Origin of the sequence: Phenylobacterium sp. LH3H17, from assembly GCF_024298925.1 — a bacterium.
Classification (GTDB): Bacteria; Pseudomonadota; Alphaproteobacteria; order Caulobacterales; family Caulobacteraceae; genus Phenylobacterium.
In genome coordinates, this window is record NZ_CP101283.1 from 2,042,962 (window position 1) to 2,068,503 (window position 25,542).

General features: G+C 68.2%; 23 protein-coding genes. 15 read left to right on the forward strand and 8 right to left on the reverse strand.

What is annotated here, in order from left to right; genetic code table 11:
- Positions 1 to 71: 71 nt before the first annotated feature.
- From M9M90_RS10100 to M9M90_RS10110, 3 genes are all read right to left on the reverse strand, one after another.
- The gene (locus tag M9M90_RS10100) at positions 72 to 818 is read right to left on the reverse strand and encodes a DsbA family protein (protein WP_254837027.1); all 747 of its coding nucleotides are present in this window, start codon (positions 816 to 818) and stop codon (positions 72 to 74) included.
- Positions 819 to 859: 41 nt separating this feature from the next.
- Positions 860 to 2,266 (reverse strand): M48 family metalloprotease, encoded by a 1,407-nt coding sequence (locus M9M90_RS10105; RefSeq protein WP_254837028.1) that lies wholly within the window; start codon positions 2,264 to 2,266, stop codon positions 860 to 862.
- A gap of 97 nt (positions 2,267 to 2,363) precedes the next feature.
- Entirely contained in the window at positions 2,364 to 5,006 is a 2,643-nt protein-coding gene (locus tag M9M90_RS10110) for a ribonuclease E/G (protein WP_254837029.1), read from the reverse strand.
- Positions 5,007 to 5,456: 450 nt separating this feature from the next.
- Between M9M90_RS10110 and M9M90_RS10115 the strand changes: the two genes are divergently transcribed.
- The 5 genes from M9M90_RS10115 to M9M90_RS10135 all read left to right on the forward strand — a co-directional run bounded on the left by M9M90_RS10115 (position 5,457) and on the right by M9M90_RS10135 (position 11,514).
- Positions 5,457 to 6,626, forward strand: coding sequence for an N-acetylmuramoyl-L-alanine amidase (locus tag M9M90_RS10115; protein WP_254837030.1), 1,170 nt, complete (start codon positions 5,457 to 5,459; stop codon positions 6,624 to 6,626).
- Between the two features lie 98 nt (positions 6,627 to 6,724).
- The gene (locus M9M90_RS10120; RefSeq protein ID WP_254837031.1) at positions 6,725 to 9,100 is read left to right on the forward strand and encodes a penicillin-binding protein 1A; all 2,376 of its coding nucleotides are present in this window, start codon (positions 6,725 to 6,727) and stop codon (positions 9,098 to 9,100) included.
- 57 nt (positions 9,101 to 9,157) lie between these two features.
- Positions 9,158 to 10,277, forward strand: a protein-coding gene (gene prfB / locus M9M90_RS10125) for a peptide chain release factor 2 (RefSeq protein ID WP_254837032.1) whose coding sequence is annotated in 2 segments (ribosomal slippage) — positions 9,158 to 9,226 and positions 9,228 to 10,277 — 1,119 coding nt in all. Because the reading frame shifts where the segments join, the coding sequence is not laid out codon by codon here.
- Between the two features lie 70 nt (positions 10,278 to 10,347).
- Entirely contained in the window at positions 10,348 to 11,055 is a 708-nt protein-coding gene (locus M9M90_RS10130; RefSeq protein ID WP_254837033.1) for a 2-phosphosulfolactate phosphatase, read from the forward strand.
- Between the two features lie 15 nt (positions 11,056 to 11,070).
- Positions 11,071 to 11,514: a DUF1801 domain-containing protein gene (locus M9M90_RS10135; protein WP_254837034.1), complete on the forward strand. Its 444-nt coding sequence runs from the start codon at positions 11,071 to 11,073 to the stop codon at positions 11,512 to 11,514.
- A 9-nt stretch (positions 11,515 to 11,523) separates the two neighbouring features.
- On the opposite strand, the gene M9M90_RS10140 is transcribed toward M9M90_RS10135, so the two are convergent.
- From M9M90_RS10140 to tyrS, 4 genes are all read right to left on the reverse strand, one after another.
- Positions 11,524 to 11,997 carry a polymer-forming cytoskeletal protein gene (locus M9M90_RS10140; RefSeq protein ID WP_254837035.1) on the reverse strand — a complete coding sequence of 158 codons (474 nt, stop codon included), beginning with the start codon at positions 11,995 to 11,997 and terminating at the stop codon, positions 11,524 to 11,526.
- Positions 11,978 to 13,138, reverse strand: coding sequence for a M23 family metallopeptidase (locus tag M9M90_RS10145; RefSeq protein ID WP_254837036.1), 1,161 nt, complete (start codon positions 13,136 to 13,138; stop codon positions 11,978 to 11,980). The genes M9M90_RS10140 and M9M90_RS10145 overlap by 20 nt, the downstream gene beginning before the upstream one ends.
- Before the next feature lie 285 nt (positions 13,139 to 13,423).
- Complete coding sequence (locus M9M90_RS10150; RefSeq protein ID WP_254837037.1) at positions 13,424 to 13,894, reverse strand: peroxiredoxin; 471 nt, start codon at positions 13,892 to 13,894, stop codon at positions 13,424 to 13,426.
- Between the two features lie 15 nt (positions 13,895 to 13,909).
- On the reverse strand, positions 13,910 to 15,235 hold the full coding sequence (tyrS, locus tag M9M90_RS10155) for a tyrosine--tRNA ligase (protein WP_371876920.1): 1,326 nt from the start codon (positions 15,233 to 15,235) through the stop codon (positions 13,910 to 13,912).
- 153 nt (positions 15,236 to 15,388) lie between these two features.
- On the opposite strand from tyrS, the gene M9M90_RS10160 reads away from it, so the two are divergent.
- Together M9M90_RS10160 and M9M90_RS10165 are read left to right on the forward strand one after the other, a co-directional pair.
- The gene (locus M9M90_RS10160) at positions 15,389 to 16,546 is read left to right on the forward strand and encodes an anhydro-N-acetylmuramic acid kinase (RefSeq protein ID WP_254837039.1); all 1,158 of its coding nucleotides are present in this window, start codon (positions 15,389 to 15,391) and stop codon (positions 16,544 to 16,546) included.
- 16 nt (positions 16,547 to 16,562) lie between these two features.
- Entirely contained in the window at positions 16,563 to 17,861 is a 1,299-nt protein-coding gene (locus tag M9M90_RS10165) for an amidohydrolase (protein ID WP_254837040.1), read from the forward strand.
- A 38-nt stretch (positions 17,862 to 17,899) separates the two neighbouring features.
- Here the strand turns inward: M9M90_RS10165 and M9M90_RS10170 are convergent, their stop codons facing one another.
- Positions 17,900 to 18,550: an alpha/beta hydrolase gene (locus M9M90_RS10170; RefSeq protein ID WP_254837041.1), complete on the reverse strand. Its 651-nt coding sequence runs from the start codon at positions 18,548 to 18,550 to the stop codon at positions 17,900 to 17,902.
- A gap of 167 nt (positions 18,551 to 18,717) precedes the next feature.
- On the opposite strand from M9M90_RS10170, the gene M9M90_RS10175 reads away from it, so the two are divergent.
- Genes M9M90_RS10175 through M9M90_RS10210 form a run of 8 tightly spaced genes read left to right on the forward strand, consistent with a single transcriptional unit; the run spans position 18,718 to position 25,530 of the window.
- Positions 18,718 to 19,167, forward strand: a complete 450-nt coding sequence (locus M9M90_RS10175; RefSeq protein WP_254837042.1) for an Rrf2 family transcriptional regulator — start codon at positions 18,718 to 18,720, stop codon at positions 19,165 to 19,167.
- The gene (locus M9M90_RS10180) at positions 19,164 to 20,288 is read left to right on the forward strand and encodes a cysteine desulfurase family protein (RefSeq protein ID WP_254837043.1); all 1,125 of its coding nucleotides are present in this window, start codon (positions 19,164 to 19,166) and stop codon (positions 20,286 to 20,288) included. The genes M9M90_RS10175 and M9M90_RS10180 overlap by 4 nt, the downstream gene beginning before the upstream one ends.
- Positions 20,289 to 20,300: 12 nt before the next feature.
- Positions 20,301 to 21,770 (forward strand): Fe-S cluster assembly protein SufB, encoded by a 1,470-nt coding sequence (gene sufB / locus M9M90_RS10185; protein ID WP_254837044.1) that lies wholly within the window; start codon positions 20,301 to 20,303, stop codon positions 21,768 to 21,770.
- Complete coding sequence (locus M9M90_RS10190; protein ID WP_254837045.1) at positions 21,767 to 22,171, forward strand: hypothetical protein; 405 nt, start codon at positions 21,767 to 21,769, stop codon at positions 22,169 to 22,171. The genes sufB and M9M90_RS10190 overlap by 4 nt, the downstream gene beginning before the upstream one ends.
- Complete coding sequence (gene sufC / locus M9M90_RS10195) at positions 22,171 to 22,917, forward strand: Fe-S cluster assembly ATPase SufC (RefSeq protein ID WP_254837046.1); 747 nt, start codon at positions 22,171 to 22,173, stop codon at positions 22,915 to 22,917. Before M9M90_RS10190 ends, sufC begins: the two co-directional genes overlap by 1 nt.
- Complete coding sequence (gene sufD / locus M9M90_RS10200; RefSeq protein ID WP_254837047.1) at positions 22,914 to 23,948, forward strand: Fe-S cluster assembly protein SufD; 1,035 nt, start codon at positions 22,914 to 22,916, stop codon at positions 23,946 to 23,948. Before sufC ends, sufD begins: the two co-directional genes overlap by 4 nt.
- A complete protein-coding gene (locus tag M9M90_RS10205; protein ID WP_254837048.1) occupies positions 23,945 to 25,159 on the forward strand; it encodes a cysteine desulfurase in 1,215 nt (404 codons plus the stop codon). Before sufD ends, M9M90_RS10205 begins: the two co-directional genes overlap by 4 nt.
- Before the next feature lie 8 nt (positions 25,160 to 25,167).
- A complete protein-coding gene (locus M9M90_RS10210) occupies positions 25,168 to 25,530 on the forward strand; it encodes an SUF system Fe-S cluster assembly protein (protein WP_254837049.1) in 363 nt (120 codons plus the stop codon).
- Positions 25,531 to 25,542 lie beyond the last annotated feature (12 nt).

The following is a 25,542-nucleotide window of genomic DNA, read 5'->3' on the forward strand; positions in this document are numbered from 1 at the left end:
TCCGGAAAGCCTGACGTAGGGGAGGGCTCGCGTTCCAGAGCCGTGCGCCGTCCGCTTCCGGCGGCGGCGAGCTAGCCGGTGGCGCCGTCGACCTTGGCTTGGTTGATGGTCTTCAGGTTGGCGGTCTTGGCCTCGGCGATCGCCGCGCGCAGGCCGGCCATGTCCGCGCCGGAGATCATCCGATCACCCACGATAAAGGCCGGGGTGCCGTCGATGCCGAGATTTCCGGCCAGGGCGCGGGTGTCGGCCAGGTGCTTCATCACCGCCGCGCCGCGACCCTCGGCCTTGGCCGCCTCCGGATCGACGCCGGCGGCGCGCAGGTGGCGGTAGATGCTCTCCTCGCTGAGCGCCTTTTCGGCCATGAAGGCGCGGTGGAGCTCCAGGGTCTTGGGCTTGGCCTTGGGCGAGAGGATCACCTGGGCCGCCATGGCCGACTCGCGGGTCAGGATCGGGAATTCCTTAAAGACGAAGCGGACGTCGGGGTTCTCCTCGATCAGCTTCAGGATCTCCGGAGCGCTGACCTTGCAGTAGCCGCAGCGGTAGTCGAAGAACTCCACCACCGTGATCTTGCCGTTCGGATTTGCCACGAAGTCGCGCGGGTCACGCTCCAGGGCGTCGCGGTGCTTGACTAGGCCCACCTTGGCGATGTTGGCCGCCTCGACCTGCTTCTTCTCCTGCAGCTTCTGCACGGCTTCCTCGATCACCTCGGGATGGGCCAGCAGATAGGCGCGGACCTTCTGGCCGAAGGCCGCGTCCTCGGCCTTCTGGCAGGCGGTGAGCGACAGGAGGGCGGCGAGCGCCACGGCGGTGCGGAACATCGGGGTCATCCTGCGGAGATAGGCGATCGGCCGGCCTGGCGCTAGCGCGTGGAACTGCGGATGATCGAGCCTTCCCGGGCAAGGTCCTTCAGGTCGTCCTTGCTGGGCTTGGAAGTGAGTACGATGTCGGTGGCGCGCCGCCACTCGGGCGTGTCCTTGGTCAGCTTCTCGCGGGCGCGCATGGCGAAGACGCGCGCCTGCTGGGCGTCGCCGAGCGCGAAGTGGTACTCACCGGTCGCCAGGCGGGCCAGGCCCTCCTTGCCCTGCTTGTCATAGGCCTGGGCCAGCAGCCGCCAGGCCACGGCGTTGTCGTCTTCCTGGGTGAGCGCCTTGCGCAGCTCGGCCGCGCCTTCCTCGATCTTGGTCGGCTCGTCCAGGGCGATCAATGTCTGGCCCAGATTGACCCGCAGCAGCGGCGCGTCTGGCTTCAGTTCGACCGACTTGCGCTGCGGCGCCTCGGCGTCCTTGGCGCGCCCGAACTCGAACAGCACCTGACCCTTGAGTTCCCAGAGATAGGGGTTCTTGGGGTGCTCGATCAGCAGGGCGTCGATCAGCTTCAACGACTGATCGGGCTGCTTCATCTGGTAGTAGGCGATCGAGCGGGCATACCGCGCGGCGTAGCTCGTGTCTTTCTCGCCGTACTTCACGATGGCCGTGGTCGGGTTGAGGAACCCGTCCAGCTTGGCCTTCATGACCTTGTGCTCTTCGATCGCCTCGGGCGTGTCGACCTTGTCGTAGCTGGCGTTCTGTTCGACGCGGTGGCGAAGGGAGTCGATCCGCGACGACGAAAGCGGGTGGGATCGGAAATAGGCGAACCGCCGCGCCTCCTGGAACACTTCCTGGTAGCGGAACTTGTCGAAGAAGTCGGCCAGGCCCTTGCCCGAAATCCCGGCCCGCTCGAGCATCGCGGCCCCGGCCTGATCGGTGCGGCTCTCCTGCTCGCGGCTGTAGCCCATCGCGCCCAGAGTGCCGAAATAGCCCGCGCTGCTCACCAGGCCGGCGGCCGCGTCGGGGGCGCCGGCCAGGGCCGCCAGGACGCCCAGTCCCATGGTCAGCAGGAAGGGCTTCATGCCGGCCGAGCTCATCTCGCCTGAGCGCGCCGAGTGACCGGCGGCCAGGTGGCCGACCTCGTGGGCGATCACGCCCTGGAGCTGGTTGGGATTGTCGGATTCAAGGATCAGGCCGGTGAAGACGGCCATGGTGCTGGGCGCGGCGAACGCGTTCAGCTCCTTAGATCCGATCAGCAGGATCTCGATGGATTTCGAGTCGACCCCCGCCGCCTTGAAGAGAGGTTCGGAGTCCTTGCGCAGGATCTCCTCGATCTCGGTGTCGCGGATCAGCGCGATGCCTTCGTCCTGGGCGCGGGCGGGCGCGGCAGGAAGCGCGATGCTGAAGGCGACGGTCGCCGCCAGAGCGATGCGGGAAAAAGAACGGGCAGGGGAGACCATGCCGAACAAACTCCTAGCGCCCCCCGCCAAATCGTTGGTCGAAGCCTAGCGCGCTTTCGGGACGAGTGGAAACCGGGCCCGAAAGCGCATTTAGGTGTTAGCCCCTTCGCCACCAGCCCTTGCGGGCCGCCGCCGGCGGCTTGGCGCCGATTTCGGCGGGATCCGGCTCGCGAACGGCCACGACGGGCGGGGCCGGGGTCGGAGCAGGTTCCGGTTCGGGTTCCGGGGCGGCTTCCGGGGCGGTCTCGGCGACCGCTTCGGCCGCCGCGGCCTCGGCGGCGATGGAGGCCTTGGTGCGGCGCGCGCGCGGCTTCTTCACCGGCGCCGCCTCGACGGCGGGTTCCGGCTCGGGAGCCGCTTCGATCACCGGCTCGACGACCGCTTCCACCGAGGGGGCTTCAGCCATCGGGGCTTCGGCCTCGACAGCGGATTCGGCCGGGCTCTCGCCGTCCTCGCCGCGACCGCGTCCGCGGCCCCGGCGTGAGCGGGTCTTCTTCGGCTTGTCGTCGACGGCGGGCAGCTCGACCCAGACATCGACGTCGGGACCGCTGATCACCGGCTGGGCCTGTGCAACCGGCGCGGGACGTTCGTCATTGGCGGCCACCGGCGCGCGCGGCGCCGGGATGTCTTCCGCCGGATCGTGCCAGACGAACGGGTCGTCGCCATAGGGCACCCAGGGGCGCGTCCAGGAGAACACGTCGGTCGGACGTCCGTCGTCGCGCATCCGGCGACCGCCACGGCGGCCGCGGCGGCGACGGCGGCCGCCCTGGCCGTCGTCCTCGGTGTCGGAACCGGCGGCCTCGGCCGCGGCGGGGACGGCGGCGGCGGCCGGACGATCGGTGGCCTCGCGCGGCTCGCCGTCGCGGCGACCGCGACGCCGCCGGCGGCGACCACGGCGCTGGCCGCGATCATCATCGCCCTCTTCAGAGTCCTGCAGTCGATGCTCGGCCTCGTCGTCGTCGGTGGCCTCGCGATCAACCGCCTCCTCGTCCTCGAAGCCTTCTTCGTCCTCGTCCTCGTCTTCGTAGGTCTCGTCGGCGAGGTCCTCGTCGACCGGCTGGTAGGCCTGGATCGGGGCGCGGCTGATCAGGGCCTGGTGTTCAGGCCGGGTCTCGCTGGAGGTCCGCTCGATCTCGTGGTCGGCGTGGGCCAGGGCGTCGTCGATCACGATGGTGATGAACAGGCCGAGGCTCTCATGGACGCGCGCCAGATGGTTGCGCTTCTCGTTGAGGATATAGAGGCCGACGGCGCGCGGGACCTTCAGGGTCGCCTCGCCGCCACCCTTCAGGGCCTCGATCTCCAGGGCGCGCAGCGCGGTGAGAGCGCTGGACTCCACCGTGCGCACGCGTCCGGCGCCGCCGCAGTGTTCGCAGACGTGGGTGGTGCCTTCCAGCACGCCGGAGCGGCGGCGCTGGCGGCTGATCTCCATCAGGCCGAAGGAGCTGATCTTGCCCATCTGGACGCGGGCGCGGTCGTCCTTCAGCGAGTCCTTCAGCTTCTTCTCGACGGCACGGTTGTTCTTCGACTCATCCATGTCGATGAAGTCGATGACGATCAGGCCGGCCAGGTCGCGCAGGCGCAGCTGACGGGCGGCCTCCTCGGCCGCTTCCATGTTGGTCTTGAGCGCGGTGGCCTCGATGTTCCGCTCGCGGGTGGCGCGGCCGGAGTTGACGTCGACGGCCACCAAGGCCTCGGTCTGGTTGATCACCAGGTAGCCGCCGGACTTCAGCGGCACCACCGGGGAGTAGATCTGGCTGAGGTGGTCCTCGATCCGGTACTTCACGAACAGCGGCATCGGTTCGCGATACGGCTGAACCTTCTTGGCCTGGGACGGCATCAGCATGCGCATGAACTCGCGCGCTTCCTTGAAGCCGGCCTCGCCCTCGACCCAGACCTCGTCGATGTCCTTGTCGTAGAGGTCGCGAATCGTCCGCTTCACCAGGTCCTCTTCCTCATAGATGAGGGCGGGGGCCACGGAATGCAGGGTGGTCTCGCGGATGTTCTCCCAGAGACGCAGCAGATATTCGTAGTCGCGCTTGATCTCGGCCTTGGTGCGCTTGGCGCCGGCCGTGCGGACGATCAGGCCCATGCCGTCCGGCACGTCCAGGCTCTGAACGACGCCCTTCAGACGCTTGCGGTCGGTGACCGTGGTGATCTTGCGCGATATCCCGCCGCCCCGGGCGGTGTTAGGCATCAGCACGCCGTAGCGGCCGGCCAGGGACAGGTAGGTGGTCAGAGCCGCGCCCTTGTTGCCGCGCTCTTCCTTGACCACCTGAACCAGCATGATCTGCCGGCGGCGGATCACTTCCTGGATCTTGTACTTGCGCATCAGCCGCCGGCGGCGCCGGGCGACCTCTTCCTCCATGACGTCGTCGTCGTCCTCGACGGCGTCGTCATCGTCCTCATCGTCGTTGGACGAGGAACGGCCGCGGGGCTCGGGGTGATCGTCCTCTTCCTCGGCCTCTTCGCGCATCAGCGCTTCGCGGTCGGCCACCGGGATCTGGTAGTAGTCGGGGTGGATTTCGTTGAAGGCCAGGAAGCCGTGACGATTGCCGCCGTACTCGATGAAGGCCGCCTGCAGCGACGGCTCAACGCGCGTCACCTTGGCGAGATAGATATTGCCTCTGAGTTGTTTGCGGTTCTGACTCTCGAAATCGAATTCTTCAACTCGGGTTCCGTCGATCACCACCACGCGAGTTTCCTCGGCGTGAGCGGCGTCGATAAGCATCTTCTTGGGCATTAAGGCGGTCTCCGTGGCGCGCCGCGAACTCGAGGTTCGGGCGCCGCCGGTTTTGCAGGAGGGCGCGCGCGCATCCGCCGTTCGCGGTGTCGAAAGCGACATCGCGGGCGGTAGGCCGGAAAGGGGCTCGAGCGGCGCTGCCCATTGGTGTGTTCCCAGGCGCGCCCCACTCAGCGGGACGCGGATCGGATGATGCGTCGTCGCCGAGGGGCGATGAGCTGACGCTGGCTTCGCGCGGACTGCGGCCTTGCGACGCAAGGCGCGCTCCAGCGCGGCGCGACATTGCTACACTAAGCGACAAAAGGAAAGCGGCGCGGTCGTCGTGCTCGCGACCCACGCGGGTTAACCGTTTGTCCATGCCGCTTAAGGCTATATGACGGTTCAGATTCAAACTGTTGCGTGTGGGGTTGGATGTTCGCGCGGGTTGGCGGACTGTTTCGGGCGAATAGCGTGCGCGTGCTGGCCGCTGCGGCCGCGGGCGTCTGCTGCCTGGCCGTCGTCGCCGCGGCCCAGGCCGCCAGCGTCACCGCCGGGATTCTGAAGGTCCGCCTGGGCGGAGACCAGGTCGAGACCCGCATCGTCATCGACATGAACCGCTCGGCCACGGGCAGGATCGCCTCGGACGGCGCGCAGGACCGCCGGCTCGTTCTGAACCTGAGCGGCGCCTCGGTGGAGGGTCCGCTGCAGGGCGCGGGACTCGGTCTCGTCAAGAATTGGGTTGTGGATCAAGGGGCCGCGGGAGCCCGACTGCGGGTCGATCTCGCCGCCGACGTGGTCGTCAAGCGCCGGTTCCTGCTGCCGCCGGCCGATGGGATCGGCAATTACCGCTATGTGATCGACCTGGCCGCCAAGGCGCCGCCGACCCGAACCATGGTCGCCGCCGGCGTGCGCATGACCTCCGCGCCCCTGCCCGTGGTTCCGGTCACTGCGCCGCCGCTATCGCTGAAGAAGGTCATCGTCATCGACGCCGGCCACGGCGGTAAGGACCCGGGCGCCAAGGGCGCGACGGGCAATGAGAAGGATGTGACCCTGGCCGCGGCCCGGGCGCTCAAGACCCGCCTGGAAAAGACCGGGCGCTACAAGGTCGTGATGACCCGTGATTCGGACGTCTATGTCGCCCACGACATCCGGGTGAAGATCGCCCGGCGCGCCGACGCCGACCTGTTCATCTCGCTACACGCCGACTCGGGCACCGATTCGAGCCTGCGCGGCGCCAGCGTGTACACCCTGGCCGATCGCGCCAGCGGCCGCTCGGCCAAGTTCGTCAACAAGGACGACTGGTTCATGCGCGCCGGAACCCATGGCGACAACGGGGTCTCGACGATCCTGCTGGACCTGACCCAGCGCATGACCCGCAACCGCTCGGCGACCTTCGCCGAGGTGCTGTTGTCGCGGATCGACGACCACCAGCAACTGCTGCGCCGCAGCCACCGCGAGGCGGGCCTGGCCGTGCTGCTGGCCCCCGACGTGCCCGCCGTGCTGCTGGAGATGGGCTTCATCACCAATCCCGCCGACGAAGCCACGCTGCGTGACGCCGGCAGCCGCAGCCGCCTGATGGGCGGCGTTGGCGACGCCATCGACGACTATTTCGGCCAGCAGACCCGTCTCGCCGCCCGCTGATCGGCTGATCTGCGCGCTTAGGGCCGTTGGCGCCCGCAGCGATGCACGCTAGATCAGAATCTTAGCGTGGCCCGGCGGCCCGCGGAGGTCAGTCAGTCTTGAATCCCCCCGAAAGATGGGTCGCGATCGCCGGCGTCGCCGTGCTGAGCGCAATCGCCTTGGCCGGGTTCTCCGTCGCCATCTACGCGGCATGGCTTTTCCATGACATGCCCGACGCGGGCGACCTGGTGGACTATCGCCCGCCCACCGCCACCCGCGCCTATGCCTGGGATGGGGTGCTGATCGGGGAATTCTCCCGCGAGCGGCGCATCTACGTGCCCTATGACGCCATGCCGCCGCAACTCGCTCAGGCCTTCCTGGCGGCCGAGGATCGCAACTTCTTCCGCCACGCCGGGGTCGACACCCTCGGCCTGGTGCGGGCCATGGCCAAGAACGTCCAGAACGCGGCCCAGGGCCGGCGACTGGAGGGCGGCTCGACCATCACCCAGCAGGTGGCCAAGAACGTGTTGCTGACCAGCGACGCCACGGTGGGGCGCAAGCTGAAGGAAGCCATCCTGGCCGGGCGGCTGGAGAAGACGCTCAACAAGGAGCAGATCCTCGAGCTCTATCTGAACGAGATCTGGCTGGGCTACCGGTCCTACGGGGTGGGCGCGGCGGCCTACAATTATTTCGGAAAGTCTATCTCGGACCTCACCCTGGCCGAGAGCGCCTATCTGGCGGCCCTGCCCAAGGGGCCGGACAACTACCACCCCCTCCGCCGCAAGCAGCAGGCGATCATCCGCCGCAACTGGATCCTGGACGAGATGGCTGGCCTGGGCTGGGTCAGCCGACAGGCCGCCGAGGCCGCCAAGCGTGAGGACCTGAAGGTCCAGAACGCCCCTAGCCGCGCTAAGTACCGCGACGGCGACTTCTTCGTCGAGGAGGTCCGCCGCCGAGGCCTGGCCACCCTGGGGCCGCGCCTGAACGAGGGCGGCTACTACATGCGCACCACTCTCGATCCGCGCCTGCAGACCGCCGCGCGGGTGGCGCTGATGAACGGGCTTGAGGCCTATGACCGTCGGCACGGCTGGCGGGGAGCCTGGGGCCGGGTCGAGGTGGCCGATGGCTGGGAGGCCATGGCCAAGAAGATGAAGCCGCCGGCCGAGCGCCGCGACTGGCGCGCGGCCCTGGTGACCGAGTCGTCGGGGACGACGGTGCGGGTCAAGACCGCCGACAGCGGAATGACCGGCGGGATCATCAGCCAGGACGTGACCTGGGCCCGGGCCGGCAAGGGTCTCAATGTCGGGGACCTGATCTTCGTCGAGCCTGCCGAGAGCGGCGGCTTCCACCTGCGCCAGGTGCCGATCGTCAACGGCGCCCTGGTGGCCATGGAGCCCAATTCCGGGCGGGTCCTGGCCATGGTGGGCGGCTATTCGTTCTCGCTGTCGAACTTCAACCGCGCGACCCAGGCGATGCGCCAGCCGGGCTCGGCCTTCAAGCCGATCGTCTACGCCGCGGCGCTGGAGAACGGCTACACCCCGTCCAGCGTGGTGATGGACTCGGCGATCACGCTGAAGGGCGCCGCCGGCCAGAACTGGACGCCGGAGAACTACAACAAGAAGTACTACGGCGCGCTCACCCTGCGTCGCGGCCTAGAGCTGTCGCGCAACGCCATGACCGTGCGCCTGGCCCAGGGCGTTGGCATGACCAAGATCAGCGAACTGGCCAAGCGGATGGGCGTGGTCAAGGACATGGACAAGGTGCTGGCCATGGCGCTGGGGGCGGGGGAAACCACGCCCTTCAAGCTGACCTCGGCCTACGCCTCCTTCGTCAATGGCGGACGCCGCATCGAGCCGCACCTGATCGAGCTGGTCCAGGATCGCAACGGCGAGACGATCTTCCGGGCCGACAAGCGCGAATGCCCCCGTTGCGGCGTCGGCTTCAACGGCGACGAGAGCCCCCGCGTGCCGCCCGGCGGCGATCAGGTGATGGACCCGATCACCGCCTACCAGATCACCTCCATGCTGCAGGGCGTCGTCCAGCGGGGCACCGCGACCTCGGCCCTGGTCCTGGACCGGCCGGTGGGCGGCAAGACCGGCACCACCAACGAGTACCGCAGCGCCTGGTTCGTGGGCTTCACGCCGCAGATCGTGGCCGGGATCTTCGTCGGGTTCGACGACAACCGCAGCCTGGGCACCGGCGAGACGGGGACCACCGCGGCCGTGCCGATCTTCACCGAGTTCATGGCCGAGGCGGCCAGGGACCTGCCAAAGACCGAGTTCAAGGCGCCCACCAACGCCAAGTTCGCCATGGTGCGCGGCATCCGCGAGGCCTTCCGCCCGGGCACGGAACCGCAGGTGAGGCTGCCCAGCGCCGCCGCGCCCAGCGTCGGGCCGCAGCCCTACAACCAGGTCTGGCCCGACGGGAAGCTGACCCCCAACGCCACGCCGCCGCCGGCGGCGAAGAAGCCTGACGACATGACCGGATTGTATTGAGGCTCGACGCGCGCTATCTGCCGCGACCCCAGAGTACGTCTGGTTCGGAGATTTCCCATGAGAGTGGATGTCGAGGCCGCCAAGGCCGACATCGAGCAGTCGATCGACCTGCTCAGGAGGCGTCTTTGACTGGGAACCGGCCCTCCGCAAACTCGATGAACTGAACGCCCGCGTCGAGGATCCCACCCTGTGGGACAACGCCGCCTCGGCCCAGGCCACCACCCGCGAACGCTCCAAGCTCGCCGCCCAGATCGAGGCGGTGAAGTCGCTCGAGCGCGACCTGGCCGACGCCATCGGCTACGCTGAGATGGCCGACGAGGAGGGCGACGAAGCCTCCCTCGAGGAAGCCCGCGCCCAGTTGAAGGGCATCAAGGAGCGCGCCGCCCGCGCCGAGCTGGAGGCCCTGCTTTCGGGCGAGGCTGACGGCAACGACGCCTTCATGGAGATCAATTCCGGGGCCGGCGGCACGGAATCCAACGACTGGGCCGGCATGCTGCTGCGCATGTACACCCGCTGGGCCAACGCGCACGGCATGACCGTCGACTTCCTGGAAGAGACCTCGGGCGAACAGGCCGGCATAAAGTCGGTGACCCTGCAGATCAAGGGACCCAACGCCTACGGCTGGCTGAAGACCGAGGCCGGGGTGCATCGCCTGGTGCGCATCTCGCCCTTCGACGCCGCCGCCAAGCGCCACACCAGCTTCGCCTCGGTCTGGGTCTATCCCGTGGTCGACGACACCATCGAGATCGAGATCAACCCGTCCGACGTGCGCACCGACACCTACCGGGCCTCCGGCGCGGGCGGCCAGCACATCAACAAGACCGACTCGGCGGTGCGCCTGACCCACATCCCGACCGGGGTGGCGGTGGCCTGCCAGGCTGGGCGATCCCAGCACCAGAACCGCGAGGAAGCCTGGAAGATGCTGCGCGCCCGGCTCTACGAGCTGGAGCTGCAGCGGCGCGAGGCCGAGGCCCAGGCGATCGCCGACCAGAAGACAGACATCGGCTGGGGCCACCAGATCCGCAGCTACGTCCTGCAGCCCTACCAGATGGTCAAGGACCTGCGGACCGAGGTGGAGACCTCCGACACCCAGGGGGTGCTGGACGGCGACCTCGACGAGTTCATGGGCGCCTCCCTGGCCCAGCGGGTCGGCTCGACGCGCGACGCTGGCGCCTAGCCACGGCGACGTTTGCAATTCGGGCCCGTGAGGCGTCTTGATTTGGGCGTTCAGCGAGGAGCGGGTTGCGATGCAGAAGGTCCGCTGCGAATGGGGGCTGCACGGGGTCGAGGCGCTGCGTGAGCGGTGCGCCGTGCTGGTGATCGTCGACGTGCTGTCCTTCTCCACCGCCGTCGATGTGGCGGTCCATCGGCATGCCAAGATCTATCCCTTCCCATACGGCGACGAGGACGCCGCCAGGGACGAGGCCGTGCGGGTGGGCGCGCGCCTCGCTGCCAGTCGGAGGGCAGGGGGTCAGCTCAGCTTGTCACCGGCCAGCCTGCGGAAGCTCAACCCCGGCGAACGTCTGTTGCTCCCGTCGCCGAACGGTTCGCGCCTCTCCCTGGCCGGGGGACGCGCCGTGGTGCTGGCCGGCTGCCTGCGCAATGCTTCGGCCGTGGCGGCCAAGGCGCGGACCCTGGCCGAGGGCCACGACATCGCGGTCATCCCGGCCGGCGAACGCTGGCCGGACGGGTCGCTGAGGCCGGCCATCGAGGACCTGATCGGCGCCGGGGCGGTGATCGAGGCTCTGGGCCTGGCCATGTCGGCGGAGGCCCGGGTGGCCTGCGAGGCGTTCCGCTGCGCCAGGTCCGACCTGCCGGCCCTCATCGGCGACTGCATGTCGGGCCGGGAGTTGAGCGACCGCGGCCACGAATTGGATGTGGAGATCGCGCTGGAGCTGGATGTCAGCCATTGCGCGCCGGTGCTGAAGAACGGCGCCTATGAGGACGCGGCCTAACCCCGAGGATGTCAGATGAGCCAGCTCTTCCGGCTCTCCGGCGCCGTCCAGCGAGACCCCGAAGTCGACGCCTGGTTCGCCGGCGTGGTCCGGATCGGCCCCGAGATCGACGCCCGACTCCCGGAGCCGGCGGACGAGCTGCGGCGGCTTGCGCGAGTCTGGTTCGATCACATGCGGGGCTGCGGCCCCGACGTCGTGGAGCTCTTGCACGATGGCTGCCCGGTCGCCTGCGTCGCGGACGCGCCTTTTGGCTACGTCAATGCGTTCAAGGCCCATGTGAATGTTGGATTCTTCCGCGGCGCCATGCTCGACGACCCGCAGGGTCTGCTGGAAGGCGCTGGCAAGCGCATGCGGCATGTGGAGCTTGGCGCAGGGCGGCCGGTGAACCCCGATGCCCTGCGGGACCTCGTATCCGCGGCCTATGAGGACATCCAGATGCGACTCAGGTCCGAACCCTGAGGGGTGGTCTCAGCCCACCTGGGCGCTGGGCTCGCGGACCTCGGTCTCCGAGACCAGGGTCGGGGCGGAGATGGCGGGCGGCGCGGCGGGACGCTGGAACTTCAGGCTGCGCCCCTGGAAGAAGGCGCCCGATTCCATGGCCAGTTGTTCGTGGGTGATATCGCCGTCCACATAGGCCGTGCCGTGCAGGCGCACCTGCTTGGCGCTGATCTGGCCGATGACCCGGCCGCGGGTCTCGACGACCTCGGCGAAGATCGCGCCCTCCACGTGGCCGGTTTCGCCGATGGTGACCTTGTCCACCCGGACCTCGCCGCGCACCACGCCGTCGATCTGCAATTCGCCCTCGCCGATGACGCTGCCTTCGATGGTGATGTTGTCGGAGATCAGCGAGGGGGCCCGTGGAGCCTTGCGGCTCGCCTCGGGAGGCGCCGCCATGTCCGGAACCAGCTTGTCGGAGGTGCCCTTAGTCGCCCTGGAGAACATAGTCGCCCGCCTTCACGTAACGGCCGGGGTTCTGGGCCCGTCCGTTGACCCAAACCTCGTAATGCAGGTGCGGGCCGGTGGAACGGCCCGTCGAGCCCATGGCTCCGATCCGCTGGCCCACGGCCACGCGCTGGCCGGGACGGACAGCGATGGCCTGGAGGTGGGCGTAGCGGGTCTTGAAGCCGCGGCCGTGGTCGATCTCGATGGTGTTGCCATAGCCCGACCGGACACCGGTGAACGACACCACGCCCGGCGCGGTGGACTGGATCGGGAAGTTATAGCCGCCGGTGAAGTCCAGGCCCGAATGGAAGGCCGGGCGACGGGTGAAGGGATCGAAGCGGACGCCGAAGCCGCTGCTGGTGCCGGTGGAGACCGGGCGGGCGAAGGGCAGGTTCTGCGCGGCCTCGGCCAGGGCGCCGGCCTCGGAGAGGTTGGTCGCCGCGTGCTGGATGCGCTGGGCGAAGCCCTCGTCCACGTCCAGGACGGCGGCGAGGGCCCGGGGATCCTTGGCCTCGATCAGCGGTCCGCCCAGCGAGCCGCCCTTGGGCACGTAGGACGACGGCGTCAGGCCGGCCAGCCGGAAGGCCAGCCGCAGCCGGTCGGCCCGGGTCTTGGCGAAGTCGTCGGCCGCATCGATCAGCCGTTCCTGGCCCGCGCGCACCAGCTCGATGCGGCGCATGGGACTGACGGTGGCTGGGATGTTGCTCGCCTTCTGGATGGTGGGGGCCAGGGCGGTGGCGACGCCGGGGGCGTCCTTAATGTCGCTGAGCAGCATGGCGAGCGCCGCGTGGCGCTTCTCGACCGTGATGGCCAGCTGATCCACGCCGCCCTCGGCGGCGGTCAGCTGGGCCACGGCGCTGTTCAGGCGAGCTTCGCGATCAGCGACCAGGCGCTCGGACTTGGCCTGCATGCGGGCCAATTCCTGGTCGTGACCCGAAATCGCCATGGCGTTGACCAGCATGGCCGCGGTGCAGACGCCCATCCACAGTGCGCCAGCCGCCACCGTGCCGGCGCCGGCCAGCTGTTTGCCTGTGGTCAGTACGAACGCCCGCATTTCCCCGCCGGAGCGGACATAGATATGTCTCTCGGGAAATAGCTCATCAAGCGATCGGCGAAGGCGCGCAAAGCGTGTCATTTCCACCGCGTCGGCTACGGAACTTTTTGGTCCCGCGGATATGCAGTGAGAATTGGAGGCCGCGCAAGACCCTTCGCGCCGCGAGGGCAAGGGGCCTGAGTCTGGTGACTATCAACGACGTTGGTTAACGAGAGCTGAACGGCCAAGCTAGGGCCGTTCGCGCCGCCTTGCCCGCCAAGGCCCAGATCGCCGGATGGCGCGACATATCTACAACATTTGGAGCGGGGCCCGGGGTTTCTTCCGGCCAGGCCCAAGCGCGGCGATGCGGCCGTCGGCCGCACCGCGACACGCTTAAGCTTTAAGGGATTTCACGGCCTCGAGGACTGCTTCGGCATGGCCGTCGACTCGGACCTTGCGCCAGATTCGGACCAGCTTGCCGTCGGCGCCGATCAGGAAGGTGGAGCGGTCGATGCCCATGTACTGGCGGCCATAGAGGCTCTTCTCGATCCAGGACCCATAGGCCTCGATCATGGTTCCTTCCGGATCGGAACCGAGGGGCACGGTGAGGTCGTACTTGGCTGTAAATTTCGCGTGACGAGCCAGGCTGTCCTTCGAAACGCCGAGAACCGAAGCGCCCGCCTTGGCGAAATCGGCCGCCAAGGCGCTGAACTGCTGTGATTCCTTCGTGCAGCCGGGGGTGTCGTCCTTCGGGTAGAAATAGACCACCAGCGGCTTGCCCTTGAAGCCGGCGAGCGTGATGGGGCCGTTCGCCCCGGCCAGTTCGAAGTCGGGCGCCTGGGCGCCTTCGGTCAGTTCGGACATCGCGTCTCTCCAGGCCTAGACGGGCTTCACCAGGACGATCTTCTTCTTACCGGCCGCCAGCTTGACCACGCCGTCGACCAGATCGGCGGAGGTGATGGCGCGGTTGGCGTCGGTCTCGGCCTTGTCGTTGACCCGCAGGCCGCCACCTTGGGCCAGGCGGCGCGCCTCGCCGCGCGACGCGGCCAGGCCGGCGTCCGCGGCCAGGGCCGCGAGCACGATGCCGGCCTCCAGTTCGGCGGCGGGAACCTCGTGGGTCGGCATGTCATCCGACACGCTGCCGACTTCGAAGGCCACGCGCGCCGCTTCCGCCGCGGCCTGGGCCGCGTCGGCGCCGTGCAGCAGGGTGGTGGCCGTGTTGGCCAGCACCTTCTTGGCCTCGTTGATCTCCGCGCCCTGCATGGCCTCGTAGCGGGCGATCTCCGCCATGGGCAGATCGGTGAACAGCTTCATGAAGCGGCCCACGTCGGCGTCCTCGGTGTTGCGCCAGAACTGCCAGTAGTCGTACGGGCTGCGCATGTCGGCGTTGAGCCAGACGGCGCCGCCCACGGTCTTGCCCATCTTCTGGCCGGAGGCCGTGGAGAGCAGGGGGGTGGTCAGGCCGAAGGACGGCTTCTGGTCCACCCGGCGGATCAGTTCGACCCCGTTGACGATATTGCCCCACTGGTCGGAGCCGCCCATCTGCAGCAGGCAGCCGTGCTTCCGTTCCAGCTCCAGGAAGTCCACAGACTGCATCAGCATGTAGTTGAACTCGAGGAAGGTCATCGGCTGCTCGCGGTCGAGCCGGGCCTTGACGCTGTCGAAGGCCAGCATCCGGTTGATCGTGAAATGGACTCCGTAGTCCCGCAGAAACTCGACGTATCCGAACTTCGACAGCCAATCGTCATTGTCGACCATGACCGCGTCGGTCGGTCCGTCGCCGAAGGTGAGGAAGCGCTCGAACGTGCCCTTGATGGTGGCGATGTTGGCCTGGATCTGATCGTGGGTCAGCAGCGGGCGCTGGCCGTCCTTGTCGGTCGGATCACCCACCTTGGTGGTGCCGCCGCCCATCAGCACGATCGGCTTGTGGCCGGCCTGCTGCAGGCGGCGCAGCATCATGATCTGGATCAGATGGCCGACGTGCAGGCTGGACGCCGTGGCGTCGAAGCCGATGTAGGCGGTGATCGTCCCCTTGGCCGCGGCTTCATCCAGCTCCGCCGGATGGGTGATCTGGTGGATGTAGCCACGCTCCTGCATAACGCGCAGGAACTGGGACTTGAAGTTCTGGTCGGCGGACATGGGCGATAACTCTGGCGAAGACGCAGGGCGCTCTAACACGCGGTCTGCAAGCATTTCGAGGGACATCTGACAGGCTCCTGGTCGGCGGGAGGCCGGAGACCGTCTTTTCTCTGGGATGAGATAGGCGCCGACCTGGTGAGGTAGGCGCAAGGGATCGAACCGCGCCTGCTTTAGGGCAGGCGGTAATAGCTGGCCGGGTTGGCGGAGCGGCGTTCGATCATGGCCGCTAGCTACCGGCGCGAGGGCATGGCAGTCAAGCTCTCCATGCGAGTCCTCGGGTTCATGACCGGCACGTCGCTGGACGCCTGCGACATGGCGATCCTGGAGACGGACGGCGAGACGATCGCGGCGTTCGGCCCGGCGGGCGAGCGCAAGCTGACCGACGCCCTGCGCGATCTCATCCTGGAGGCCACCCGCCAGGCCCTGCAGTGGCCACGCGGCGCGCCGGAGCCGGAGATCTTCCGGGAAACCGCCGCCGCCGTGGCCCGCGACCACTTCGAGGCCGCCGAGGGATTCCTGGCGGACCACGGCCTGACCTGGTCCGACATCGACCTGATCGGCATGCACGGCCAGACCGTGCTGCATGAACGTCCGGTCGAGGGGCGCCTCGGGCGAACGGTCCAGCTTGGTGACGCCCAGTGGCTGGCCGACGCCGCGGGCGTGCCCGTGGCCTACGACTTCCGCGCCGCCGACGTGGCCGCCGGCGGGGACGGCGCCCCGCTGACGCCGATCTACCACCTGGCGCGGGCCCGGACCGCGGGGCTGAAGCCGCCCCTGGCCATCCTCAATGTGGGTGGGGTGGCCAATGTCACATTCTGGTCGGAGACCGGCGACATCGCCGCCTTCGACACCGGGCCTGGCAACGGCATGCTCGACCTGCTGGTCCAGGGGCGCGGCGCCGGCCGCTACGACGCGGGCGGCAAGTTCGCCAGCGTCGGCCAGGTGGACGAGACCGTGCTGCGCGGACTGCTGGACCATCCCTATTTCAAAGCCCCGCCGCCCAAGTCGCTCGACCGTCACGACTTCCCGCTGGCGCCGCTGGACAAGCTGCAGCTCGAGGACGCCGCCGCCACCCTGACGGCCTTCACCGCAGAGGCGGTCAAGCTGGGCTTCGAGCTGATGGGCGGCGTGCCGACGGAGCTGGTCGTGTGCGGCGGCGGACGGCACAATCCGCAGCTTATGAAGGCCTTCGCCGAACGGCTGGCTGTTCCGGTGACGCGCGCGGAGGATCATGGCTGGCGCGGCGATTCCATCGAGGCTGAGGCCTTCGCCTATCTCGCGGCGCGCACCCTGCGCGGCCTGGCGATCTCATATCCAAAGACCACGGGCGTCACCGCGCCCATGACCGGCGGGCGCGTCGCCCGACCAACGGCATGAATCGGGGAGTTCATCTATGTCCAAGGCCTATTGGCTGGCCGGAGCGGCCGCGGCGTTCGCACTGACCACGGGGGCGCAGGCCCAGGAGAAGCCGACGCCCCAGCCCTACGACGCGGCCGTGTTCGCCGCGGCCAAGGCGATGCAGCCCAAGGTCGTCGCCTGGCGGCGCGACTTCCACGAGCATCCCGAGCTGGGCAACAGCGAGGTGCGGACCGCCAAGATCGTCGCCGACCACCTGCGCAAGCTCGGCTTCGAGGTGCGCACCGGCGTCGGCAAGACCGGCGTGGTGGGGATCCTGAAGGGCGCCAAGCCCGGCAAGGTGGTCGCGCTGCGCGCCGACATGGACGCCCTGCCGGTGGCCGAGCAAACGGGGCTTCCCTTCGCCTCCAAGGTCACCGCCCAGTACAACGGCCAAACCGTGCCGGTGATGCACGCCTGCGGCCATGACAGCCACGTGGCGATCCTGATGGGCGCGGCCGAGGTGCTGGCGGGGATGAAGGACCAGGTCGAGGGCACGGTGGTCTTTATCTTCCAGCCGGCCGAGGAGGGCCCGCCCGCGGGCGAGGAGGGCGGCGCGACCCTGATGGTCAAGGAAGGTGTGTTGAAGAGCCCCAAGGTCGACGCGATCTTCGGCCTGCACGCCTTCCCCGGTCCTGTTGGGGCCATCGTCTGGCGCCCCGGCCCGATGATGGCGGCCTCGGACCGCTTCGAGATCCAGCTGAAGGGGCGCCAGGCGCACGGCTCCATGCCCTGGCAAGGCATCGACATGTCGTCGCTGACGGCCGACATCGTCACGGCCTTCAACCAGATCGCTTCCCGTCAGATCAACGTCTCCAAGACCCCGACGGTGCTGACCGTGGCCACGCTGCATGGGGGCCTGCGCTACAACATCATCCCCGAGGACATGGCGATGACCGGCACCCTGCGAACCTTCGATCCGGGAATGCGCACCGACGTGATCGCCCGGGCGGAGAAGGCGGTGGCCTCAATCTCGGAACGCTACGGCGCCACGGCGAAGTTCATCTGGGGCACGCCCAACCCGGTGACGGACAACGATCGCGCCTTGACGGCTCGGATGAAGCCGACCCTGGCGCGGGCGACCGGGGGGAAGGTCGTCGACGACATCGACTACATCATGGGCGCCGAGGACTTCTCCTACTTCCAGAAGGAGGTCCCGGGCTTCTTCTACCATCTGGGCGTCGGCTTCCCGAAGGGCGGCAACCACTCGCCGTTCTTCGACGTGGACGAAGCGGCCATGGAGGCAGGAGTCCGCGCCCAGGCGCTGATGGCGCTGGATTTCCTGAAGGGGAGCTAGAACGGTTTGTCCCTCCTCCTTGTGAGGAGGGACAGGGCCTAGATCGGATCGGCGGCGATGCGCTTGTCGAGATAGGCCCCGACGCGCTGCTCCACGTCCGGCAGGTTCTCGGCCCAGAAGTGGGTGGCGCCCTCGATCACCTCGTGGTCGATGACGATGCCCTTCTGGGTGCGCAGCTTGGAGACCACGCGCTCGACCTCGACCGGCGGCACCACGGTGTCGGCGCCGCCGTGCAGGATCAGGCCGGAGGCCGGGCAGGGGGCCAGGAAGCTGAAGTCGTACATGTTGGTGGGCGGTGAGACCGAGATGAAGCCGTCGGTCTCGGGACGACGCATCAAGAGCTGCATGCCCACCCAGGCGCCGAACGAATAGCCGGCCACCCAGCACTGCGAGGCCGCGGGGTTGGTCGATTGCAGCCAGTCCAGCGCCGTGGCGGCGTCGGCCAGTTCGCCGATGCCTGAGTCGAACTCGCCCTGGCTGCGGCCCACGCCGCGGAAGTTGAACCGCAGGGTCGAAAAGCCGCGCTTCATGAACAGGTGAAACAGTTGCACGGCCACCGGATGGTTCATCTGGCCGCCGGCCTTGGGGTGCGGGTGCAGGATCAGCGCAATAGGAGCGGTGGGGGTCTTGCCCGCCGAATACCGGCCCTCGATCCGCCCGGCCGCACCGGTCAGAACCACCTCTGGCATGCTCGTCCTCTCGTCATGCGCGCCGCCCAATACTTGACTAACGCGCTGGGTCTTCCTAAGTCGCGACCGTCGGCCCGTACCGGCGACAAGTCCCGCTGCAAGGCGGGGCCTGTAACATAGGGGCCGCGCGAAATGCTCGAAAAATCGTGCGGGCCAGCAGGAGCGACATGCGCCTCTCGACCAAGGGACGATATGCGGTGATGGCCATGGCCGACCTCGCGCGCCGGCAAGGTGCGCTCAGCGAGGGCGACCGCGCCGTGGCCCTGTCGGAAATCGCCGCCCGCCAACAGATCTCCCTCTCCTATCTGGAGCAGCTCTTCGCCCGCCTGCGCCGCCGCGGCCTGGTGCGCAGCCTGCGCGGTCCCGGCGGCGGCTATCGGCTGGTGCGTTCGGCCGAGGAAACCAACATCGCCGACATCGTGCTGGCCGTCGACGAGCCCCTGCGCGCCACCCGCTGCAGCGCCAAGGGCAAGGGCTGCATGCTGAAGGGCGAGCGCTGCCTGACCCACGACCTGTGGGAAGAGATGGGGCGGCAACTCGAAACTTACCTGGCGTCCGTCTCCCTGGCCGACGTCGTCACCGGTCGGTTGGGCCCCTCGCATGTGGAGGCGGCATGACCCGGGTCTATCTCGACTACAACGCCACCGCGCCGCTGCGCCCCGAGGCGCTGGAGGCGGTGACCCGCGCCTGCGCCATGGGCGGCAATCCCTCCTCGATCCACGCGGCGGGCCGAGCCGCCCGGGCCCTGGTCGAGCAGGCCCGCACCGAGGTCGCCGCTCTGATCGGCGGTCCCGCCTCCACAGTGGTCTTCACCTCCGGCGGCACCGAGGCCAATGCGCTGGCCGTCGATAGCGCCGTGGCCACCGGCTCCAGGCGCCTGATCGTCAGCGCCATCGAGCACGACAGCGTGCTGGAGACCGCCAAGGCCAGCGGCATGGCGGTCGAGATCCTGCCGGTCGGCGCCGACGGCCTCGCCGACCTGGCCTGGCTGTCTGAGCGGCTGGCGCGCTGGGACGCCGCCGACGGCCGGCCGTTCGTGGCCTTGATGCTGGCCAACAACGAAACCGGCGTGATCCAGCCGGTCCGTGAGGCCTCCGAGATCGTCCGCGCCGCCGAGGGGTGGCTGCATGTGGACGCCATCCAGGCGGCGGGCAAGATCGCGACGGACAGCCGCGCCCTGGGCGCCGACACCCTCTCGACGTCGGCCCACAAGCTGGGCGGGCCGCAGGGCGTGGGCGCCCTGACCTTCGGACCCCGCGCCACCCTGGTCCGCCGCCAGCACGGCGGCGGGCAGGAGCGGGGACGCCGGGCCGGGACCGAGAACGTGCCCGGGATCGCGGGCTTCGGCGCCGCCGCCATGGCCGCGATGCGCGACGTGAACGACCAGGCCCCGATGCGCGACATCGCGGCCGAGCAGCTCAAGGCGCAGGGCGCCGTGGTCATCGCCGAGAGCTCGCCGCGCCTGCCCAACACCCTCTGTGTCGCCACGCCGGGCCATCCCTCCGACCTGCAGGTGATGAAGCTCGACCTCGCCGGCTTCATGGTCAGCGCCGGCTCGGCCTGTTCGTCCGGCAAGGTCAAGGCCAGCCACGTGCTGTCGGCCATGGGGCTCGGCGAACTGGCCGAATCCGCCATCCGCGTCTCGGGCGGCTGGGGTACGACAGAAAACGATTGGGCGGCCTTCGTGGACGCCTGGAGTGAAATCCGTCACGCCGCGCGTCGCGCGCCGGCGGCGTGAGGAGGTAAGCCCATGGCCGCTGTCAAACAGACCATCGAACACGTCGAGAGCCTCGAGAAGTACAAGCACGGCTTTGTCACCGACATCGAGCAGGACTTCGCACCCAAGGGCCTGTCGCCCGACATCGTGCGCTTCATCTCGGCCAAGAAGGACGAGCCCCAGTGGATGCTGGACTGGCGCCTCGACGCCTATGAGCGCTGGCTGGCCATGGACGAGCCGCAATGGGCCAAGGTCGCCTTCCCGCGGATCGACTACCAGGACAGCTACTACTACGCCGCGCCGAAGGAGAAGACCGGTCCGCAGAGCCTCGACGAGGTCGACCCTGACATCCTGGCCACCTACGCCAAGCTGGGCATCCCGCTGCGCGAGCAGGAGGTGCTGGCCGGGGTCGTGGGCGCGCCAAAATACGCCGTCGACGCAGTGTTCGACTCCGTCTCGGTGGTCACCACCTTCAAGAAGGAGCTGGCTCAGGTCGGCGTGATCTTCTGCTCGATGAGCGAGGCGATCCGCGAGCACCCCGAGCTGGTGAAGCAGTACCTGGGATCGGTGGTCCCGGTCTCGGACAACTACTACGCCTGCCTGAATGCCGCTGTCTTCTCCGACGGCAGCTTCGTCTATGTGCCGCCGGGCGTGCGCTGCCCGATGGAGCTCTCCACCTATTTCCGCATCAATGCGGAGAACAGCGGCCAGTTCGAACGCACCCTGATCATCGCCGACAAGGGCTCCTACGTCTCTTACCTGGAGGGCTGCACCGCCCCCATGCGCGATGAGAACCAGCTCCACGCCGCGGTGGTCGAGCTGATCGTCCTGGACGACGCCGAGATCAAATATTCCACAGTCCAGAACTGGTATCCGGGCGATCCGGAGACCGGCAAGGGCGGGATCTACAACTTCGTCACCAAGCGCGCCGACTGCCGCGGCGACCGTTCCAAGGTGTCCTGGACCCAGGTCGAGACCGGCTCGGCGATCACCTGGAAGTACCCGTCCTGCGTCCTGCGCGGGAAGGACAGCGTCGGCGAATTCTATTCCATCGCCATCACCAACGGCCGCCAGCAGGCCGACACTGGCACCAAGATGATCCACCTGGGCGAGGGCACCCGCTCGCGGATCATCTCCAAGGGCATCTCGGCGGGCCGGTCGTCAAACACCTATCGCGGCCTGGTCTCGGCCCATCCAAAGGCCAAGGGCGCGCGCAACTTCACCCAGTGCGACTCCCTCCTGATCGGCAAGGAATGCGCCGCCCATACCGTCCCCTATGTCGAGGCGCGTAACGGCCAGTGCGTCTTCGAGCACGAGGCCACCACCACCAAGCTTTCCGAAGACCAGCTGTTCTACGCCATGCAGCGCGGGCTCTCGCAGGAGGAGGCCGTCCAACTGCTGGTCAACGGCTTCGTCAAGGAGGTGCTCCAGGAGCTCCCCATGGAGTTCGCCGTGGAAGCCCAGAAGCTCGTCGCCATTTCCCTTGAAGGGTCCGTCGGATGACCCTCGCAACCCTCGAGAACCTCGCCATGTCCTTTCGCCGCGCCTTCGAAGCCGAACACGCCAAACGTGACGCCGCCCGTCACGAGCGGGAGGAGGCCGAACGCCGGCAACAGGAAGAGGACCTGGCCCGGGCCGAGCAGCTGCACGAAGCGCTTTCCGCAGACGTCGGCTTCCTGCGCGAGAAGGGCCTGACCCTGGATCGCCGGCGCTACACGGTCAGCCTCAACCACGAGGACTATCTGATCGACGCCTATTTCGAGGCCGGGACCGCCACGGTGCGTTCGGCCGACAAGCGTTCGGCCTCCACGTCCACCGCCGCCCCGCGCAAGCAGCAGACGGTCCAGACCGTCGAGCAGGCCCTCGAGGTGATGGCCCAGTACCTGGCCGACGAGACCGTCTGATGCTGAAGATCGAGAACCTGCACGCCAGCGTCGACGACAAGCCGATCCTGAAGGGCCTGACCCTCGATGTCCCGGCCGGCGAAGTGCACGCCATCATGGGGCCGAACGGGGCCGGAAAATCGACCCTGTCCTACGTCCTGACCGGCCGTGGGGGCTATGAGGTCACCCAGGGGACCGCCACGCTCGATGGCGAGGACCTGCTGGCGCTGGATCCCAGCGAACGGGCCGCCCGCGGCGTCTTTCTTTCCTTCCAGTATCCGCTCGAGATCCCGGGCGTCCCCGCTCTGACCTTCATCCGCACGGCCATGAACGCCCAGCGCAAGGCGCGCGGCGAGCCCGAGGTCACCGCGCCGGAGTTCCTGAAGCTCGCGCGGACCACGGCCGCCTCGCTGAAGATCGACTTCGAGATGCTGAAGCGGGCGCTCAATGTCGGCTTCTCCGGTGGCGAGAAGAAGCGGATGGAAATCTTTCAAATGGCGATGCTTTCGCCTCGATTCCTCATCCTTGACGAGACCGATTCCGGCCTCGATATCGACGCCCTGAAGATCGTCGCCGATGGCGTGAACGCCATGCGCTCCCCCGACCGAGCCATGCTGGTGATCACCCACTATCAGCGGCTGCTGGACTACATCAAACCCGACCGCGTCCACGTTCTGGCCGGCGGCCGGATCGCCGCCTCGGGCGGCCCCGACCTCGCTCTTGAGCTGGAGCGCGAAGGCTACGACAAGTACGCGAGGGCTGCGTGAGCCTGGCGACCGCCCTCAAGACCGGTGACGTCGCCCAGCTTCCGTCCAAGCGCGACGAGGATTGGAAGTGGACCGACCTGCGCGGACTGCTGCGGGTCATGCCCGAGCCGTCGCCGGCCTTTGACGGCGAGGCGCCGGCGGGACCCTTCGCCGCCCTGGCCAACCTGCCGATCCACGTGGTCAACGCCAGCGACCCGGTTGTCGTGCGCAGCGCGTCGGCTCAGCCCTATGTGGTGTCCCTGCATTTCGCCGCGCTCGGCGGCGGTTCGCACGCCGCCTCGGCCCGGATCGAGGTCGCCGAGGGCGCGCACCTGATCCTGCTGGAGAGTTATGAGGGCGACGGGGCCGACTATCTGGCCAACCACGACCTGCAGATCACGGTGGGCGCCAATGCCCGCCTTGAACGCATAGTCCTGGCCGCCGACGGCGCCGAGGGCGTCAGCGTCTCCCAGGCCGAGGTGGCGCTGGGCGCGGGCGCCAGCTTCGCCCAGACCGTGCTCACCGACGGCGCGCGCCGCCAGCGCATCGAAACCCGGGTGAACCATCCAGGCGCCGGCGCCAGCCTGCGGCTCGACAGCGCCTATCTGCTGGCCGACAAGCGCCATGCCGATCTGACCACGGTGGTCGAGCATCAAGGCGTCGATGGGACCACCGTCCAGCTCACCAAGGGCGTGGTTCGCGACCAGTCGCGCGGCGTCTTCCAGGGACGGATCCGGGTGGCCCCCGGCGCCGACCGCACCGACGCGCGGATGGCGCACAATGCGCTGATCCTGTCGGACAAGGCCGAGGTCGACGCCAAGCCTGAGCTGCTGATCTTCGCAGACGACGTACAGTGCGCCCACGGCAACACCATCGGGGCCCTGGACGAACAGGCACTGTTCTACGCCATGCAGCGCGGCATGCCCCACGAGACGGCGCGGGCCATGCTGATCGAGGCCTTCGTCGGCGAAGTGGTCGAGCGGATCGAGCACGAGGGCGCCCGAGAGGTGGCGCGCGTCTGGGCCGCCGATCGGCTGAAGGCGGCGTCATGACCTTCGACGTCGAGCAGGTCCGCCGCGAGTTCCCGATCCTCACCCGCCAGGTCAACGGCAGGCCGCTGGTCTATCTGGACAGCGCCGCCTCCGCTCAGAAGCCGCGGGCGGTGATCTCGGCCATGAGCCGGTGCATGGAAAGCTCCTATTCCAACGTCCACCGCGGCCTGCACACCCTGGCCAACGAGACCACCGACGCCTACGAGGCCGCCCGCAAGTCGGTGGCGAGCTTCATCAACGCCGAGCTTGGCGAAGTCGTCTTCACCAAGGGCGGCACCGAGGCGATCAATCTGGTGGCGTCGAGCCTGGGCGCGACGCTCAAGGCCGGCGATGAAATCCTGCTCAGCGAGATGGAGCACCACGCCAATATCGTACCGTGGCACTTCCTGCGCGAACGCCAGGGCGTGGTCCTGAAGTTCATCCCCGTCCTCGACGACGGCCGCCTCGACATCGACGCCCTGCCGGGCATGCTGACCGACAAGACCAAGGTCGTGGCGCTGACCCACATGTCCAACGTGTTGGGCACGGTCAATCCGGTGGCCGAGGTGATCGCCCAGGCCCACGCGGCCGGCGCCAAGGTGCTGCTGGACGGCTGCCAGGCCATCGTCCACCAGGCGGTGGACGTGAAGGCGCTGGACGTCGACTTCTATGTCTTCTCTGGCCACAAGCTGTATGGCCCCACCGGTATCGGCATCCTCTACGGCAAGGCCGCCGAGCTGGCCGCGCTGCGGCCCTACCAGGGCGGCGGGGAGATGATCGCCGAGGTCAGCCTCGACAAGATCACCTATGCGGACCCGCCGCATCGCTTCGAAGCCGGCACGCCGCCGATCCTGGAAGCCATCGGCCTGGGCGCGGCGATCGAGTGGCTGAACGGCCTGGACCGCGAGGCGGTCGCCGCCCACGAGGCCGGGCTCTACGCCCGGGTCCGCGAGCGGCTGAACGGGGCCAACTGGCTGCGCGTGATCGGCGAGGCGCCGGGTAAGGGTGCGATCCTGTCCTTCACCGTCGACGGCGCCCACGCCCACGACGTGGCCCAGATCCTCGACCGCTACGGCGTGGCCGTCCGCGCCGGAACCCATTGCGCCGAGCCCCTGATGAAGCGTTTCGGGGTCACGTCCTCGGCGCGCGCCTCTTTCGCCCTATATAATACGGAAGGGGAGGTCGACGCATTCGTCGACGCCCTCGACCGTACCCGGGCCTTTTTTGCTTGAGCATGATCATGGATGACGCCTCCGCCATCGAGCCGACCTCGACGACGCCCCTGAGCCAGGGCGAGCTCGACGCGCTCACCGATCAGCTCATCGAGAAGCTCAAGACGGTGTTCGACCCGGAAATCCCGGTCGACATCTACGAGCTGGGCCTGATCTACAAGGTCGACGTCTCGGACGAGAAGAACGTCGCCATCGACATGACGCTCACCGCCCCCGGCTGCCCGGTGGCCGGCGAGATGCCCGGCTGGGTCGAGGACGCGGTGCGCGAAATCCCCGGCATCGGTCAGGTGAAGGTCGACCTTGTATTCGACCCGCCCTGGGATCCCTCGCGGATGTCGGATGAGGCGAAACTTCAATTGAACATGTTCTGAACCCATATAGGC